The organism is Aeromonas rivipollensis (assembly GCF_010974825.1).
GTDB lineage: Bacteria > Pseudomonadota > Gammaproteobacteria > Enterobacterales > Aeromonadaceae > Aeromonas > Aeromonas rivipollensis.
On record NZ_JAAILA010000009.1, the window covers coordinates 44,416 to 60,590 of the forward strand.

At 59.5% G+C, this 16,175-nt stretch carries 25 protein-coding genes and 1 pseudogene; 23 read left to right on the forward strand and 3 right to left on the reverse strand.

The window, feature by feature from the left end; genetic code table 11:
- Positions 1-2: 2 nt before the first annotated feature.
- The 3 genes from G4923_RS06475 to G4923_RS06485 are packed head-to-tail and all read right to left on the reverse strand — an operon-like array spanning position 3 to position 871.
- Positions 3-221, reverse strand: coding sequence for a hypothetical protein (locus tag G4923_RS06475; protein ID WP_043129254.1), 219 nt, complete (start codon positions 219-221; stop codon positions 3-5).
- A gap of 3 nt (positions 222-224) precedes the next feature.
- Positions 225-614, reverse strand: a complete 390-nt coding sequence (locus tag G4923_RS06480; protein ID WP_043129255.1) for a hypothetical protein — start codon at positions 612-614, stop codon at positions 225-227.
- 41 nt (positions 615-655) lie between these two features.
- Positions 656-871, reverse strand: a complete 216-nt coding sequence (locus G4923_RS06485) for a Cro/CI family transcriptional regulator (protein WP_064339872.1) — start codon at positions 869-871, stop codon at positions 656-658.
- A 53-nt stretch (positions 872-924) separates the two neighbouring features.
- Between G4923_RS06485 and G4923_RS06490 the strand changes: the two genes are divergently transcribed.
- The 23 genes and pseudogenes from G4923_RS06490 (at position 925) to G4923_RS06595 (ending at position 16,123) form a co-directional block, all read left to right on the forward strand.
- A complete protein-coding gene (locus G4923_RS06490; protein WP_235680071.1) occupies positions 925-1,623 on the forward strand; it encodes a helix-turn-helix domain-containing protein in 699 nt (232 codons plus the stop codon).
- 515 nt (positions 1,624-2,138) lie between these two features.
- A complete protein-coding gene (locus G4923_RS06495) occupies positions 2,139-2,384 on the forward strand; it encodes a hypothetical protein (protein WP_163136212.1) in 246 nt (81 codons plus the stop codon).
- Positions 2,385-2,700: 316 nt separating this feature from the next.
- Entirely contained in the window at positions 2,701-3,588 is an 888-nt protein-coding gene (locus G4923_RS06500; RefSeq protein WP_163136214.1) for a tetratricopeptide repeat protein, read from the forward strand.
- A gap of 74 nt (positions 3,589-3,662) precedes the next feature.
- Positions 3,663-3,854, forward strand: coding sequence for a hypothetical protein (locus tag G4923_RS06505; RefSeq protein WP_163136216.1), 192 nt, complete (start codon positions 3,663-3,665; stop codon positions 3,852-3,854).
- A gap of 2 nt (positions 3,855-3,856) precedes the next feature.
- On the forward strand, positions 3,857-4,225 hold the full coding sequence (locus tag G4923_RS06510; RefSeq protein WP_163136218.1) for a hypothetical protein: 369 nt from the start codon (positions 3,857-3,859) through the stop codon (positions 4,223-4,225).
- Positions 4,226-4,436: 211 nt separating this feature from the next.
- Positions 4,437-5,459, forward strand: a complete 1,023-nt coding sequence (locus G4923_RS06515) for a YqaJ viral recombinase family nuclease (protein ID WP_163136220.1) — start codon at positions 4,437-4,439, stop codon at positions 5,457-5,459.
- A 9-nt stretch (positions 5,460-5,468) separates the two neighbouring features.
- Entirely contained in the window at positions 5,469-6,359 is an 891-nt protein-coding gene (locus G4923_RS06520; RefSeq protein ID WP_163136222.1) for a hypothetical protein, read from the forward strand.
- A 48-nt stretch (positions 6,360-6,407) separates the two neighbouring features.
- Entirely contained in the window at positions 6,408-7,496 is a 1,089-nt protein-coding gene (locus tag G4923_RS06525) for a coiled-coil domain-containing protein (protein WP_163136224.1), read from the forward strand.
- Between the two features lie 50 nt (positions 7,497-7,546).
- Complete coding sequence (locus G4923_RS06530; RefSeq protein WP_163136121.1) at positions 7,547-8,764, forward strand: hypothetical protein; 1,218 nt, start codon at positions 7,547-7,549, stop codon at positions 8,762-8,764.
- Entirely contained in the window at positions 8,761-8,901 is a 141-nt protein-coding gene (locus tag G4923_RS06535) for a hypothetical protein (protein WP_162901894.1), read from the forward strand. The genes G4923_RS06530 and G4923_RS06535 overlap by 4 nt, the downstream gene beginning before the upstream one ends.
- The gene (locus G4923_RS06540) at positions 8,901-9,503 is read left to right on the forward strand and encodes a DNA N-6-adenine-methyltransferase (RefSeq protein WP_118880980.1); all 603 of its coding nucleotides are present in this window, start codon (positions 8,901-8,903) and stop codon (positions 9,501-9,503) included. Before G4923_RS06535 ends, G4923_RS06540 begins: the two co-directional genes overlap by 1 nt.
- 58 nt (positions 9,504-9,561) lie before the next feature.
- Positions 9,562-9,741, forward strand: a complete 180-nt coding sequence (locus tag G4923_RS06545; RefSeq protein WP_109422291.1) for a hypothetical protein — start codon at positions 9,562-9,564, stop codon at positions 9,739-9,741.
- Between the two features lie 20 nt (positions 9,742-9,761).
- Positions 9,762-10,661: pseudogene (rdgC, locus tag G4923_RS06550) on the forward strand (recombination-associated protein RdgC); the annotation flags it as partial.
- 30 nt (positions 10,662-10,691) lie between these two features.
- Positions 10,692-10,913 carry a DNA translocase FtsK gene (locus G4923_RS21355; RefSeq protein ID WP_276208945.1) on the forward strand — a complete coding sequence of 74 codons (222 nt, stop codon included), beginning with the start codon at positions 10,692-10,694 and terminating at the stop codon, positions 10,911-10,913.
- On the forward strand, positions 10,910-11,254 hold the full coding sequence (locus tag G4923_RS06555; protein ID WP_163136228.1) for a hypothetical protein: 345 nt from the start codon (positions 10,910-10,912) through the stop codon (positions 11,252-11,254). Before G4923_RS21355 ends, G4923_RS06555 begins: the two co-directional genes overlap by 4 nt.
- Complete coding sequence (locus G4923_RS06560; RefSeq protein WP_163136230.1) at positions 11,251-11,871, forward strand: hypothetical protein; 621 nt, start codon at positions 11,251-11,253, stop codon at positions 11,869-11,871. Before G4923_RS06555 ends, G4923_RS06560 begins: the two co-directional genes overlap by 4 nt.
- Positions 11,868-13,016, forward strand: coding sequence for a hypothetical protein (locus G4923_RS06565; RefSeq protein ID WP_163136232.1), 1,149 nt, complete (start codon positions 11,868-11,870; stop codon positions 13,014-13,016). The genes G4923_RS06560 and G4923_RS06565 overlap by 4 nt, the downstream gene beginning before the upstream one ends.
- Positions 12,980-13,198, forward strand: coding sequence for a hypothetical protein (locus G4923_RS06570; protein WP_106887175.1), 219 nt, complete (start codon positions 12,980-12,982; stop codon positions 13,196-13,198). Before G4923_RS06565 ends, G4923_RS06570 begins: the two co-directional genes overlap by 37 nt.
- Before the next feature lie 43 nt (positions 13,199-13,241).
- Complete coding sequence (locus G4923_RS06575; protein WP_205597060.1) at positions 13,242-13,676, forward strand: hypothetical protein; 435 nt, start codon at positions 13,242-13,244, stop codon at positions 13,674-13,676.
- Between the two features lie 2 nt (positions 13,677-13,678).
- Positions 13,679-13,984, forward strand: coding sequence for a DUF4406 domain-containing protein (locus G4923_RS06580; RefSeq protein ID WP_106887177.1), 306 nt, complete (start codon positions 13,679-13,681; stop codon positions 13,982-13,984).
- Between the two features lie 84 nt (positions 13,985-14,068).
- A complete protein-coding gene (locus G4923_RS06585) occupies positions 14,069-14,239 on the forward strand; it encodes a hypothetical protein (protein WP_159392322.1) in 171 nt (56 codons plus the stop codon).
- A 56-nt stretch (positions 14,240-14,295) separates the two neighbouring features.
- Positions 14,296-14,700: a hypothetical protein gene (locus tag G4923_RS06590; protein ID WP_106887178.1), complete on the forward strand. Its 405-nt coding sequence runs from the start codon at positions 14,296-14,298 to the stop codon at positions 14,698-14,700.
- Between the two features lie 169 nt (positions 14,701-14,869).
- Positions 14,870-16,123: a site-specific integrase gene (locus G4923_RS06595; RefSeq protein ID WP_163136234.1), complete on the forward strand. Its 1,254-nt coding sequence runs from the start codon at positions 14,870-14,872 to the stop codon at positions 16,121-16,123.
- Positions 16,124-16,175 lie beyond the last annotated feature (52 nt).

The window sequence follows — 16,175 nt, forward strand, 5'->3', positions numbered from 1 at the left end:
GGTTATGCGCTGGGTTGTGCTTCGGCACGCTCCAGGGTGCGGGCTTCCAGCTCGCGGGCAAGGCGAACGGCTTGGCGATCGGTTCCTGCGGCGTGCGCGGTCGAGATCAGCGGCTCGTCGAGGGCTAGGGCCAGCTCGTGCATGACCGACTTCAGGATGATGTTGTCGCGATCGCTGACGTGCTGGGATGCCGGGCGCGGCGGACGGTGTTGCATGGTCATGGGTTACCTCCCGAGGACAAAGTTGATGAGTTTTTGCAGGGGGCGCAGCGGGCGCTCCTCGTTGTAGGCGGCCTCGTCTTCTTGGCTGAACTGGAGCAGGCCGCGCTCGGGCAGGCCGGAGCCCTCCAGGATCTCCTCGACGGTCACGGGCGGAAAACCCTGCTCCAGCAAGCTCCGATTGGCCCGTTTAACGGCCCTCGCCAATATGGTGGGCTCGTGCTGAGATATGGCCTGGAGCAGGATCAGCAGCGAGGTGCGGGCAAATGCGGTTTCGGTCATGCCACACTCGGCGCCTACTTCCTGCCATACCTGGCGCTGAGCTGGGGTGCCGCGCACCCGCAGCGGGGAGCGGGTGCTCATATTTTCATGATCGGGGAGCGATACTCTTCCCATGGGGTTGGTCCTCTATGTTGGGTGGAAAAGCTGGCCGGTGGTCAGGCGGCCTGCTGGGTAGAATGGTCTTGCTCCTTGAGCAGGGGGTAATCCTCCAGGCCCAGCCGCAGCTCGCCGTTGCTGGCGATGACAAAGCTGACTGCATGCTGGGCAGGGATCACCTCCCCCCACTTCACGGCAAGACTGCGGGAAATACCGATCGCTTTCATGGCGCGGGCCATATTGCCGAAATAGCCGATTACTTCATGTTTCTTCATTGGTCTGGGTCCTGTGCATGGTGACATGCAAATGATGTCCTCTATAGAGAACGATGTCAATCTTCAACGTCTCCCAAAGTGATCAGTCAAGGAATTACAATTTAGTCTCTAAAGAGAACAAGAGGTTATTGATGAAAACTTTCGGGCAACGCCTTGAGGAAAAGCTGCAAGAGTTGGGCATCAGCATGTCTGAGCTTGCGCGCCGTACCGGCTTATCCAAGAGCGTGATTAGCAACACCATCAATAACCCGAATCGTGAAATGCGAGTGTCATCCCTGATTTCCATTGCCAGGGTGCTGAAGGTTGATCCCATATGGCTATACACCGGCCGCAGCAGTGGTGATCTGCTGAACGACATTCAGTTCAATTCGGATAAAGTGCCGGTCTGGACCTTGGATGACGTGGGGAACCTGGCAACAGATATGCTGCCGAACATGAATAGCGGGCGGTATGTGGTGGCAGAGAACCAAAGCCACAGCATTGCCATCGAGGCCACAAACGATCACCTATCAAAATCAGGCATTGTGGCCGGTGACATCTGCATCTTCAGCTTGGCTGACCGCACTCCAGAGGAGGGTGCTGTAATGCTGATCAGGCTCGAAAAGAATGATCAAGCGCGGCTGCTAAGGGCAATGTCGGGGATTGATGGATGGGTTTACGGTGTAGACGATCCAAGGCTTGGCACGGTCACATCCAGTGAGGCTATCGTGCTTGGCAAGTTGTCAGAACTGAGGCGCAACGAGATCAAGTAACCCCCCTCTCCTCTCCCTCCCCTTAACCCGCTTCGGCGGGTTTTTTGTTGTTCAAAAAAAATATCGTTTATTTTAGAGATCGGTATTGACCAATCGTTCTCTAAAGAATACAGTTTGCACATCGTCCTCTTGAGAGAACGACCAAGGCCGGGAGCAACAAGGGGCAGCGTGGAAGGCGGCCAATCGTGGTGAAGGTCTTGGGTAATGCCACACGAACGGTGAGAGCCCGGGCCGGAGACGTAACCGGCAAACCTCCGGATCTGGCGGAGTAAAAAGCCAGCAAAGAATTGAGTGCCACCCGGCAACAGGACCCAGCCCCAACCAGGGCAGTAGTGAAGCGCCTGACCAGCGCGGAAGAACGACAAAGCCCCGCACAGGGCGGGGCTTTGACGGACCAGGGAACCACCCCCAGTCATTGCGCCGGGGGACCAACCCCAGCAACAGGACCCAGCATGAATATGAATAGTCAGGTGGGTATTAGCGAGGACCAACTCGCCAACAGGAGTGAATGTACCATGACCAAGCGCATTTTTTCCAGGGCCGCAAAACGCGCCGACCAGATCGTTGCCTCCATCGCCGACCGCCTGAACGGCAACGCCGCTCGCCGCCGGGCCATCAAGCAGCGCCTGCACCTGGCCATGATGGCCACCGAGCAGCACCACATCGTCGCCGCCCGTGCTGCCCAGAAGCGCACCGCCGGCATCACCAAGCACAGCGCCCTCCTCCACTGGCGGGCCGAGTTCCACCGCAACGCCATCTGATAACAGGGTCGAGCCCTCCCCCGCATAGGGCTCAAGCCAAGACGCATTTAATAGACACCGCGAGTGTGTCTTGGCTTCTTGCAGCCTGAATTCAGGATTGCACCGCTCTTTAACAACTCGGAACCGGCTCACAACCACGAATCCCGATGCCGGTAGGGATGCGCCGATACCCCGTTCAATCCGGAAGGCGGTGCGTGAACGTGAATGGTGGCCACTGGCAACAGTGGCCAGCCTGGAGCCCCTTGCATCAGGGGGTTGCAGGCTGACAGCCGCCCCAAACAGATCCATAATGCCCCCTTCGAAACAAGGAGGGGTTATGAATCGAGTAGGGGGTTGGATAGGAGCGGTGTTGCTGGGGTTGACGTTGCTGGTTATGCCAGTAGCGCAGGCAGAGCCAGATAATACTGACATCGCCAAGATTATGAAGCTAGCCGAGGCTGGCAGTAGGGACGACCAATATCGCCTTGGGTTTAGCTATGACATTGGTGACGGTGTACCTCAGGATGATAAGCAAGCAGTATTTTGGTACCAAAAAGCAGCCGAACAAAACCATGCAACTTCACAGTTCTTTTTAGGCGGTATGTATGAAGATGGCCGAGGCGTTCCGCAAAATAACAAAACCGCCGTGTTCTGGTTCAAAAAAGCAGCCGACCTTGGTTTGATTGCCGCACAAAACCAGCTTGGTTGGATGTATGCCAGTGGCACTACTGTGGTGCAGGATAAAAAACTGGCGTTCGACTGGTATAACAAGGCGGCCCAGCAAGGCTTTCCTTCAGCGCAATACAACATTGGCGTAATGTACGATCAGGGCCAAGGAGTAAAACAGGATTTTAGCAAAGCCTTGATGTGGTACAGCAAGGCCGCCGAACAAGGTGTTGCCGAAGCGCAGTACAATCTCGGGGTGATACATTACCAAGGTCGAGGTGTGCGGCAAGACTTCAAAAAGGCTTTCTCTTGGTATCGAAAAGCCGCAGAGCAAGGTTTACCAGATGCGCAATACAACTTAGGTGCAGGATATGCGCGAGGTGAAGGGGTACCGCAGGATTATGTGAAGTCATACGCTTGGTATTCTGTTGCTGCAGCAAATGGCGAGCGGAGCTCCCACGATGCACGTGATAATGCCGCGAAGCGACTCACCCCAGATCAACTAGCCAAAGGCCAAGAGTTGGCGGCAAGCTACTTCGAGAAATACCAACCCAAGTAGTCACCACTTAGACCATCCGACCAAGCCCAGCAACTGCTGGGCTTTTTCGTTTTTACAACCACAGGACCCAGACCATGAAACCACTGACCGAAGCCCAGCTGATGGGCTTTCGCGGCGCAATGGTGCCACCCACCCGCCGCAAGTACCACGTAGACGCCGCCCCATCCGCCGAACAGGCGCGAATGGCCCGCAACAAAGCCACTACCCGCCGCGCCATCGAGAAGTATCACGAAGCGCTCGCCCTCCGTCGTGAAATGGAGATGTAGCCATGGCCAACGAAACCGCCCTGCTCGCCCTCCTGGAGAGCCAGGAAGCCGAGGCCAGCGCCAAGGCCGAGTGGATCGCCGAGTGGACCGCAGCAAACCGCCCCCTGCTGCTGGCCGGCCAGCTCGAAACTGACTTATCGACCCTGCTGGCCGAGGTGAACCACGACCAGGGCCTGCAGCTCAACCAGGCGATGTTCCTGCTGATGACCGAGGGCGAGCCCGCCCCGCTGATGCAGCTCACCAAGCAGTTGATGGACGCCGCCCTGGCCGCCCTGGCCAAGGAAGCATGGGGTTATCACCTCGCCGCCCTGCACGACGCCATGAGCGAGGAGCAATGGGAGCAATACCAAGACAGGAGGAATGCAGCGTGAGTAAAAAACGAGTTTTACCAGTTCCATATACTGACTGCCTTCTGCTTCACAGGGATGGCTGTCAGCGCATAGGTCGCCTGAATCACAGCGGAAGTCACTTTCAGTTGGCATCTTATCAAACAAGAAAAACAGAGGTGGTATGGCTGCCTGTTGATGTTGTGATGTGGCGAGAGATTGAGCCTTTCAGTGTTGGCGGTGAAGGAGGTCCAGCATGAACGCACCCGCCAACACACTGACAATGCGCCAGCAACACCAAGCCTACTGCGAGAAGCTGCTGGCAGACATCGACCAAGCGGCCCTGAGTCCAGACGAGCAGTGGCACCTGCGTCGCCGGCTCGGCATCGGAGGTTCCGAGATCGGAACCATCCTTGGCCTGAACAAGTATCAGACACCATTCGACCTCTGGCTGATCAAGACCGGTCGCAAAACCCCGGATGACTTGTCCGACAAGCCCGCCATTCACTGGGGGCACAAACTGGAAGCGGTGGTTGCCGATGAATACGCCGAGCGTACCGGGCAGCTGGTGACAGTCGATGACACCCACTACCAAGCAGAAGTGGCCCCCTGGATGGTAGGCAACGTTGATCGGATGGTCGGTGAGCACAAGGTACTGGAGTGCAAGACCGCCAGCGGGTTCGCCGCCAAGAAGGCTGGTTTCGGCCCCGGCAACGTCTACGACGAGCGCGGTAACCTCATCACCGAGTGCGATGAAGTGCCAGAGAGCTATCTGCTCCAGTGCCAGCACTACATGCTGGTGACAGGAAGGCAAGAGTCTGATTTGGCCGTGCTCATCGATGGGCGTGACTACCGGATTTACACCATTCCGCGCAATGAGGATCTGATCGCCGCAATGGTTGAAGCAGCAACCAACTTCTGGTTCGACTGCGTGATCGCCGACCTGCCGCCGGAGGGGGCAGCTCAGCTTGAGGCTGTGGATCAAGATGCCACTGCGGAAGTGGTTGAGGCTGACAGCGAGGTGATATCGCTCATCATCGAGCGCAAGGAGCTCAGCGAGGCGATTACCGAGCTGGAAAGCCAGAAGAAGGAGGTGGATAGCCAGATCCAGAGCTTTATGGGTTCGGCACAGGTGCTCAGTCGCAACGGCGCCACCATGGCCACCTGGAAGCCGGTCACCACCAATCGTTTTGACTCCACAGCGTTCAAAAAAGCAGCCCCGGCCACTTATGCCGCATACACCAAGCCATCCACTTCCCGCACGTTCCGGGTCAATTAAGGGGTTACCATGAACAACATTGCCACCATCACTCAAAACAAGGGCGGATTCCTCATGGAGCCGCAGAACCTGCAAGAGGCCATGCAGCTTGCAGATATGCTGGCCAACTCCAACCTCGTGCCAAAGTCCTATCAGGGGAAAGCCGGGGATGTGCTGGTCGCCTGCCAGTGGGGATCTGAAATTGGCCTGAAGCCGCTGCAAGCCCTGCAAAATATCGCCGTCATCAACAACGTGCCTGCGGTATGGGGTGACGCCCTGGTAGCACTGGTGCGCGGCTCCGGCCTTTGCGAGTACATCAAGCAGGACTGGGACGCTGCCACCAAGACAGCCATCTGCAGCGTCAAACGCCGTGGCGAACCGGAAGAGACCCGCACTTTCTCGGAAGAGGATGCGCGCCTCGCTGGCCACCTCAACAAGGACACCTACAAGAAGAACCTGCAGCGGATGCTCTCCATCCGCGCCCGAGCCTTTGCGCTGCGCGATGTGTTTGCCGACGTGCTCAAGGGTCTCAAGGTGGCCGAAGAGGTCGAAGATTACCCGGTGGAGAAAGAACTCAATTCTGCGCCTACCGGCGTCCCAGCAGCCAAACCAGCCAGCCGCACCAGCGCCGTACTGGATCGCATCAAGTCAGCCCGCCAAACAGCTCCCACCGAGCAGCAGGAATCCCCGGCCGTTATTGACGCTGAACCACAGTCAAACGGGGTAGACCACTCAAACGCCTACGCCGATCACTGCGCCGCCATCGAGGGGTCCTGTGATACTGCTGAGTGGCAACAGGCCTACACCACCGCCTGGACCTGGGCCAACGAAACCGGCGACCAGAACATCATCGCAGGTATCAAGCAGATCGCCGGCGAGCGCAAGAAGCAGCTCAGTACCGGGCACAGCGCCCAGCAATAACCTACAAGGCCCGCTCACAGCGGGCCTTTTCAATCCTAAGGACCCGCCATGACCGAACAAGCCAAAACAGAGACAACCCAGGCCCAACTGGTTGTCATCGAACCCACCTCCGCCGTCGCCCTGTTCACCGAGGGCCAGGGCGTGGCTGAACTGCTGGCCGACATTCGCCAGAAGGCAACCAGCCTGGTGCCCGACATCACCACCGCCAAGGGCCGCAAGGAGGTCGCCAGCATCGCCCATGCCATCGCCCGCACCAAGACCTACCTGGACGGGCTCGGCAAAGAGCAAACGGACAAGTTCAAGGAGATCCCCAAGCGCATCGACGCCAACCGCAAGCAGATCCGCGACACCCTGGACGCCCTGAAAGACGAGGTGCGCGCCCCGCTCACCCAGTACGAAGCGGCAGAGGAAGCCCGAGTGGCAGCACTGCAATCCCGACTGGCCCGCCTCAATGAACTGGGATCCTCTGCCAGCATCGAGATCGCCGCCGCCGACCTGCAGGTCATGCTGCAGGAGGTCGAGCAGAACGCCCTGGACGACTCCTGGAAAGAGCTGCTGCCCCAGGCGACCGTCGCCAAGGAGCTCGCAACCAAGCGCCTCGGCGAGGCCATGGCAGCCCGCCAGAAGTACGAAGCCGAGCAGGCAGAGCTGGAGCAACTGCGCCAGAAGCAGGCCGAACAGGATCGCATCGACCGCGAGCGCCTGATAGCCGAGCAGGCGGCGGAGCAAGCCCGCCGGGAGGAAGAGAATCGCCAGCGCCTGGAGCGTGAAGCCGCCCAGCACCGCGAGCAAGAGGCCCAACGCCAAGCCCAGGTGGCACAGCAGGCTGCAGAGCAGGCCCGGCGTGATTCCGAAGCCGCCGAGCTGGCCCGCCAGCAGGCCGAAGCCAACGCTGCACGCCAGGCGGAAGAGGCTGCCACCCGCGCCGCCGAGCAGGAGCGTCAGCGCATCGCCGACGAACAGCGCCTGAAAGACGAAGAAGATGCCCGTCGCATGGCCGACCGCGCCCACCAGGGGCGCATCAACAGTGCCATCTTGATGGACCTGATTGGTATGGGCATTGAAGAGGATAAAGCAGTCACCCTCATCAAGCACATCGCCAACAACAAGATCGCCCACCTGACCATCAACTACTGACCACCTCGCCCCACCACCAACGGGGCTTTTGTACTCCCAAAGGACCAACCATGACCACGCTGAACCCCAGCGAGGCGACCAGTCTCGCGCTGAACACCCTCACCAGCCAGATCCGCAACATCCTGCTGATGCCGGATGGCCCGGCCAAGGCCGCCATTGGCAGCTTCGAAAGCCTGCTCACTGCCAACCTGACCATGATCAGCGAGGCCGCCAACGCCCACATCAACGAGTTCAACACCCTAGTCGGTGAGCTGGAGGCGCGGGATAGCGAGCTGCTCACCAAGGCCATCCTGGTCAGCGAGCTGCGCCAGCAGGTTGCCGAAGCCGAGCAGCGCATTACTACCGCACGACAAGAAGGCGCCACCGGGTTGGAAGCCAAGGCCGACGAGCTCTACAAGGCCCAGCGCATCCTGAACGATGTCCAGACCAAGTACGGCGCCCTGCAGTACGCCACCCGCCAGCTCGAGCGTCAACTGGCCGACCTCAACGCCATGGATCCGGCAGGCATGAAACGCCGCATCAAGGAGAAGAACGAGCTGCTGGAGGAGCAGCGCACTGCGATCGCCAAGCACAAGAGCAACGAAGCCGCCTACCGCGCGGAGGTATTGAAGCTGGAGCGCCGCATCAAGGAGCTGCTGGGCGCCATCAACGAGCAGGATCGCGAGCTTGAGCGCCGCCACACCGTCATCATGGAGCTGGAGAGCAGTCGCGCCGCCAAGCTGGTCTGGCACAAGCACCTCGCCAACACCTACAAGGGCGAGGATGGCACACTCTGGAACGTCTACCTGGTAGATCACGGCCTGAAATCCAACCTCCCCTACCTCATCAACGACCTCAACTGGAAGCTGCACGCCATGAAATCCGATGGCTCCGGCTGCTCGGTCATGTTGAGCCAGTGGATGAACCCCATCTACCCGACACCCTATGGTGCAGGGGCCCCGGACGACATGACCCAGGATATCTTCGCCTTCATGCAGGAGGCCCTGGAGCAGAGCCACCCCCACCTGCAGCCGCGCGCCGAATGGGCCAAGACGGTCAGCATCCATGAATGCGGCCTGCCACCGCGCACCATCAAGCCGCTGGAGGAGGCCGGGATCGACACCCTCTACAAGGTGATGAGCCACCAGGGGAACAAGCTGGACAAGGTGAAGGGGATCGGCCAGAAGCTGGTCGGCCAGATCGTCTATGCCTGCGAGCTCAAGGTGAAGCTGTGGGAGGAGCAGTTTGCAGCCAGTCGGCAACCGGAACAGCACAAGGAGGCGGCATGAGCCTCTACCGCCACCGCGGCATGGTGCAAGACCGCAAGACGAAACCGCTACTCCAACAACGCCAGCGAAAACGCGACGAGATAGAGCGCCGCCAGCTGGCCAGCCAACTTGGCATCGACCCCAAGGAGGTGCGCTGATGGCGATCCTGATTGATAGCGGCACACCGGCCAGCGACAAGAACTTTTGGGCCACAACATGGGAGTGCTTCGCAGATGCCCAAGCACTCTATGGTCGGCGTTTCGAGTGCGATGTTGCCGCTGAACCACTCACTGCCAAGTGCAGCCGCTACTTCACCAGCCACCTGCTGCTTGATAAATTGCTGGACTACCGCACCCGGGAAGATGTACGAGCCCAGATTCGTGAGGCCGAGCAGGCTGGCACGGTCTGTATCGGCATCGACAGCCTCAACCTTGACTGGCCAGAGCACTGGTGGTGTAACCCGCCGTTCGACCTGAAACCTGAGTTCATCACTCAGGCCCGCCAGCAGCAAGCCAATGGCAGGCCCGGGATGATGCTGCTGCCATACGAGCCACTGACAACATGGTGGCGCCGCTTGCTGGCCGAGGATGTGATCATCTACGAGCCGGATGGCCGTTATCAGTTCTACGAGCGAGATGGCGCAACCAGAAAGAGCGGAGCCAACTTCGGTTGCGCCCTGATTGCCTTCCCCACCATGAAGGTTGGTGCATCCCCTCGCATCCCCTTTGTGCGCGGCATTGGCTCTAAGCGCGCGGCCTGATACCCCCAACCAATCCACCGCCCGCCACACAGAAACGGTGGATAAGTCGAGGACCCCCATGAAAGCCACGGAAAACCCCTACTGCGGTGCAGTAGTCATCGGGTTGGGCGTCGTCATGCCTGATCCCAAGCAGCCCGGCAAGTTCATCCTGCCCGGCGGCATCACCTGCGACCGGCAAACCGCCGAGGCCGCAGCCAAGAAGATCCACGACCTGCAGGCCAAGAAAGCCCGCAACTAACCAACAACAGGACCCAGACCATGTGGTTTAAAAACCTTCAAGTTTACCGTTTCACCCGCCCGTTCGAGTTGACCGCCGAACAGCTGGAAACCCAACTGGAGGCATGCGCCTTCACCCCCTGCGGCAGCCAGGAGCTGTCTCGCTTCGGTTGGACCCGCCCGCTCGGCAAGTTCGGCAGCACCCTGACCCATGCCGCCGACGGACAGATCCTCATCTGCGCTCGCAAGGAGGAGAAAATTATCCCGCCAGCCGTCATCAAGGAACAACTGGCAGAGAAAGTCGGGGCAATCGAGTTCGAGCAGGGGCGCACCCTCAAGAAGAAAGAGAAGGAGGCTCTCAAGGAGGAGCTGCTTCACACCCTGCTGCCCCGGGCATTCAGCCGTACCGCCAACACCTTCGCCTGGATCAACCCGGCCAACGGCCTGCTGATGGTCGATGCCTCCTCCGCCAAGAAGGCGGACGATGTGCTGGCTCTGCTTCGCAAGTCAATCGGCAGCCTGCCGGTGGTGCCGGTGGCGCTCAAGAACCCACCCGAGATCACCATGACCGAGTGGCTGCAAGAGGGAAACCTGCCGGCAGCTTTCACCCTGGAGGATGAATCCGAGCTACGCAGCGCCATGGAGCACGGCGGGATCGCCCGCTTCAAACAGCAAGACCTGATGACCGACGAGGTGAAAAATCACCTGGCCAACGACAAGCTGGTCACCAAGTTGGCCCTGAACTGGGGTGAGCGCCTCAGCTTTGTGCTGGGCGACGACCTCTCCATCAAGCGCCTCAAGTTCAGCGAGGACATGCGCGAGCAGAACGACGACATCACCAGCGAAGATCCGGCCGCCCGCCTGGACGCCGACTTCGCCCTGGTGACCGCCGAGCTCTCCCAGTTCATCCCGGCCCTGTTCAATGCCCTGGGTGGTGAGGAGGCGTGTGACGGCCGGTCGGTTAGCAAATCCCTGCCTGAGACAGAGCGGCAAGGTGAAGAAGACGCCCTATACCAACCAGCGGTTGAGTTCGTGACGGAATCCGGCAGGGCTTCTGTCAGTGCAATCCAGCGTCATTTCAGGATTGGATACAACCGCGCAGCGTGGCTTGTTGAAGCCATGGAGACCAGGGGCATCATCAGTACGCCCGACTCGCAGGGTCTCCGGAAAGTCATTGCCGGAGGTGCCGCATGACCGACCTCACCATAACCGACACCAAGGACGTCTGGGTGGTTTACACCAACACCGACCTCACCGAGGGGCGGGGCTATCAGTACCCGATCCACGTCTGCGGATCACCCGCAGCAGCCGCACGCATGGCCATACGCAAGGGTGTCCAAGGGAGCGACGCCAACGTCAGCAAGATGACTGCCGTGAAGGTGCGCGGCAGTTGGCTGGCGCCGGTGAGCATCATCGAGCCCAACGATGCAGATCGCCGCGCTGACGCGCTCAACGCCGAGCGCCTGCGTGTGATGGACAAGGCCCGGGCTGCCGGCCTGACGGACGACGAAATCAGTATGCTGGGGGATGCATGAGCGAACACACCAAGGGACTGCTTCGGGTAGGCCATTCAGGGGCGGTAGTGGCAGATCACCCCGTCCGCGAAATGAACAGCAGCGATGCCGTCGAATACTACGGCGGCCACTTGGTCGCCGAGTCCGTCACCGCCGCCAATGCCAGGAGGCTGGTCGCCTGCTGGAACCTGCTGGACGGCTACGACACCGATGAGCTGGAGGGCGTTAGCCTGGCCGAGTTTGTGGCCAAGCAGGCTTACCTCAACGAGATGACCACCAATGACGGGCTAAACATCTCCATGTCAGGCATGGCGCTGCAGATGGTGGCGGCATCGTTCGCCGGACAGTTCAAGGCCAACGGCGCCACCAACTACCTGGAGCTGAGCGGCAACCACCCTGAAACCGGCCCCTTCACCATCACCATGCAGCGCACCCATGGCCTCACCCCGGCGCAGAAGCTGGCCGCCATGACCAAGCAACGGGATGTGCTGCACGAAGCGCTGAATGGCGTGGTGGGCGTGATGAACAACAGCCAGGGCGTGGCCGGCTGGCACCAGAACGGCGCCATTGCCACCTGGGACGAGCTGCTGCCGGAGGTGGCCGCCGCCCTCGAATTTGCGGAAGGAGAGAAATCGTGAAGCGATTCAACTGCACATTGAGCGACAAACGCGGCGAGTTTGGGGAGTGCATGGAGGCCCACAGTACCGGGCGCTATGTGCTGTTTTCTGATGTGGAGAGGCTGCAGCAACGGATGCAGGATCTACTGGATAAGAGCAACCGCACCGGCTTGGCAATAGAGCGCGCCATCTCCACCGGATCGGTGCTGGCAGATCACCCGCTCAAGTCGCGGCTGGAGCTGCTTGCCAACCACCACAAGCGCGAGCAGGCGCTGGCTGACGGCATGGTGGCCATGGCCGACCGCTGCCAGTTGCTGACAGACCTGCTGAAGGAGGTAACCCAGGTAATCCCGGCCATCGGGGTGACCACGGACGACATGCCTGTCGTTGATGCCTTCCTTGAGCGCATAGAGGATGCAGTGAGTGGGGAAGATTCGCATCAAACAGGCATAACCCTGAGCGCGGCGGATCTCGTAGAGCTGGCTGACTTCTGCAGCCCAGACAGAGATACGGACCCCGAACAGCTGGAGACGGAAATTGTTCTGTTCTATCGTCGCGCCTTCAAGTCAACCGATGGAGATGACATGCCGGCGGGCGTGTATGTGCATCTTGCTGACTACCCAGAAGAGGGGTTGTTTGGCCCAGTAGGTGGGCGGCGACTTGTCGGTGAGCGACTAGACCACCCAGACAGTGAGTGGACAGATGCCACGCCAGCCCCAACCGAGCAGGACTACCGCGAGCTGCAGGTCCAGCACGACCAGGTGCAGAGCCGACTCAAGGGGGCGCTGGACACACTCCAGCTCGCACTCCCCTATGTGGAGCATGCTATTGAGTTCGCGCCGAGCCAGCAGATTTCCGAGGGGCACAAGATCTTTGCCGCCCATATCGCGGCAGCCCTGACGGGAGATCGTGGAGAACCGATCGCCATGATGCAGGAGCAGAACCCGGCTGACGCGCTGGTGCTGATGTCGGACATTGCATCCCTCCAGCGCTACACCCTGGGCGGGCACTGCGATTCCTTCGGTCAGGACTGCGGCGCCGAAATGGAGCAAGACGACGAGGGGGAATACGTCCTGCTGGCCGAGGCCCTGGTACTGCCTGCCGCACCAATACCATCAGGAGGTGAGCCGTGCGCTATCGAGAGCCCATCATCCAGCCCGGACTGACCCGCACCGAAGCCGAAGAGACCCGCGCCAGATACATCCGCATCAACCCCGGCGCCCGGGTCACCATCGACAGCCAACCCGATAACCCCCAGCTCAAGACCCTGATAGCCCACCTCCCCGTCCTGCCCCTCCGGCAGGTGCTGGCACCGGGCTTTATCGGGTACCGCGGCTGGCGGGCATAACCAGAGCCCCGGCAAGCCCGGGGCTTTTCATTGAGGACCAACCATGAGTATCGAAATGCAAGTGCAGGACCTGGCAGGTCGTTTGAATGGAGCAAGCTACCCGCTTCGCATCAGCAAAGAACTGGAGGCTCAGGCTAAGGACGCCGGACTGGTCATCGTCTACGGCGCCAGCGACGACCTGATGGAGTTCGCAGGCGCGATCAACGATGAGTTCGGCGTCTGGGATGGCGGCACCGCCCTCGTGGATACCGAAGGCCTGCTGCCGGAAGACGCCGACAATCTGGACACCGACGAAGAGCGCGCCAGCTACTACTACCGCAAGGGCAAGGCAAAGACTATCGAGGCTCTATGGGCCAAGGAAGGAGATTACAGCTGGACCTACAGCACCGAGATCCCGCACGAGACCTTCGAAGTGGTCGAAGACAGCGGCCCTTACTGCCGTGGCATCGTGTTCTCCCTTGCTGACCTAGGGGGCTGACCATGGCGAAAATTTACATAGCCGGGCCCATGTCAGGCCTGCCTAACTTCAACCGCGACGCCTTCAACCTGGAGGCCGAGCGCCTGAATGTCCTCGGGCATATCGCGCTCAACCCAGTGATCCTGCCGAATGGGCTGGAGCAACACGAGTACATGGCCATCTGCATCGAGATGGTCAAGATGGCCGATCAGTTGGTCATGTTGCCTGGCTGGGAGCGCAGCGCAGGGGCACGCGCAGAGCACGCTCTGGCCATCAAGCTCGGCAAGCCGGTGATCCTCACCTCAATCCCACACGAGGAGGCTGCATGACCAAACAAAAGGCGGCCGGGATCGCGATCCTAGCGCTCAATGTGCTGGCCGCCATCGTGGCGGCGACGTTGATGGGGAATGGAAATGCGTGAAATCCAGGTGACATTCACCACATCAGTTCCTGACGAAGTGTCAGATGAGCTGGTCCAGGAGTGGCTTGAGTTCGAGCTTCATGCCAGGGGAGGTATGTCCGGAGATAATCCTCTGTGTGGTGAATCGCTCGATGCTGATTCGTTCAGCGTTGAGTTCCAATAACGGCCCTTCCTTCAACTCAATCGGCGCCCCATCCTCTGGAACAGGAGGGCCACGCCATGCAACAACTTCAACTGACCATCGACCAGGACAGCCAGCTACTCAACGACCTGGTCAGCACCGTGCGATCCCCCACCCTTTCCCGTTCAGCCAAGCTCGCCGAGATTGGCCGCATCCTGGCGCACTTCGATCTGCCTATCGAAGCGCCCCGGGTTGCTGGCCAGCTCTGGAGCGCCACCGAGCTGGGCAAGGAGCTGGGGGTAAGTGCCCAGGCCATTGGCCGGCTGGCCAACCAGCACCAACTCAAACGCCCGGCGTTCGGGGAGTACCGCCTTGACCAGGCGGTCAGCAGCAGGAAGCAGGTGGAATGCTTCCTCTACAACCGAGCGGGCCGGGATGAAATTACCAGACTAATGAGGACCAACAGATGCAGCAATTCGTCTACCCATGTGCCAGGTGGGTGAGGCCGAAGCTATTCGCCGAACTGACAGGCATGACAGAAAAAGCCGCCGAAGGACGGCGCTTGAAAGGAGAATGGCCGGAAGGGCGGGTATGGTGCCGAGCCCCGGACAACCAGATTCGTTACAACGTTGCGGAGTATGACAAGTGGGTCGAGTCAAGCATGATGATCTAGTGGCTGGAGTCACTGGATTGGAGGTTCATGGCAAAAAGCTGCGCATCACCTTCACCTATAAACGGGCACGCTGCCGGGAGGTCCTCGACCTCCCCATCACCAAGGCGAACGTGAAGTTTGCCACCAACAAGCTGGCAACCATCAAGCATGAGATTGCGATCGGCACCTTCAGTTACGCACATCATTTCCCTGACAGCCCTGCACTGACTCGATTTGGAGGAAGCCGGAGAAACGTCACCATTTGGGAGGCCTATCAGGATTTCTGGCGGCTGCACAAACCCATGCTGAAGCCTACCTCTCGTCATGGCTACCCGTTCGCCATTGAGGCGTGCATCAATGTCCTGGGTAAGGACCGACAGGTCTCAACGCTGATGCCCAAGGACATTGAGCTGATCCGCAATGAGTTGCACATCTCACTCAAACCCAACTCCATCGTCACCTACCTTGGGCGATTCAGGCAGTTGCTTCGCTGGTGCGAGAAGAACAACCTTCTTGCGGATGCAGCAAGACTCACGGGAGGAGTGAGGCCCGTCACCACCAGAAAAACCTCACCGGCAGACCCTTTCGAATTTGATGAATACACCCGGCTGCTGGAAGCCTGCTCCCACGAGCAGCAGCGAAACATGATCACCCTTGCTATCTATACTGGCCTTAGAACAGGCGAGCTGAGGGCTCTTGCCTGGGAGGACATCGACCTCGAAAAAGGGGTAATGGTCATCAGCAGGAACATCAGTAACGAATCGGACTATTTCAAACTGCCCAAGACCAACGAGCCCCGGGAGGTTGATCTGCAGCCGCCCGTGATCGCAGCTCTCAGATCACAGATGGCATTGTCGTTCATGCGTGCTGTGGTGTCGGTAGATGTGGACATGAATGGTCGTATCGAGCGCCAGAGCATCAGGCCGGTATTCACGCCTAAGGTGACGGGCCCCCATGTTCCACACGCCAAGGAGTTCTTCACCGCCGCCGGGGTGTCTCATGCCTGGAGCAACATCATGAGGAGAGCCGGGGTAAGATACCGGCGCTTCTATCAACTTAGGCATACGTTTGCTAGTTGGAACCTGACGTCGCATGGAAATCTCGCGTATATTGCAGCGCAAATGGGTCACGCTGACCTTGAAATGTTACAATCCGTCTACGGAAAGTGGATCGCCTCGGCGAGCAAATCAGAGGCGGTCAGGATCTGGGAGCAGATGCAATCAAAAGGCCTTTTTGCCCCAATGACGCCCCAAGAAAAAAAGATCCACGAGTAAGCGATTGATTTATTTGATTAAAAGTCAACACCCACAATTCCCGGCAAAGGAA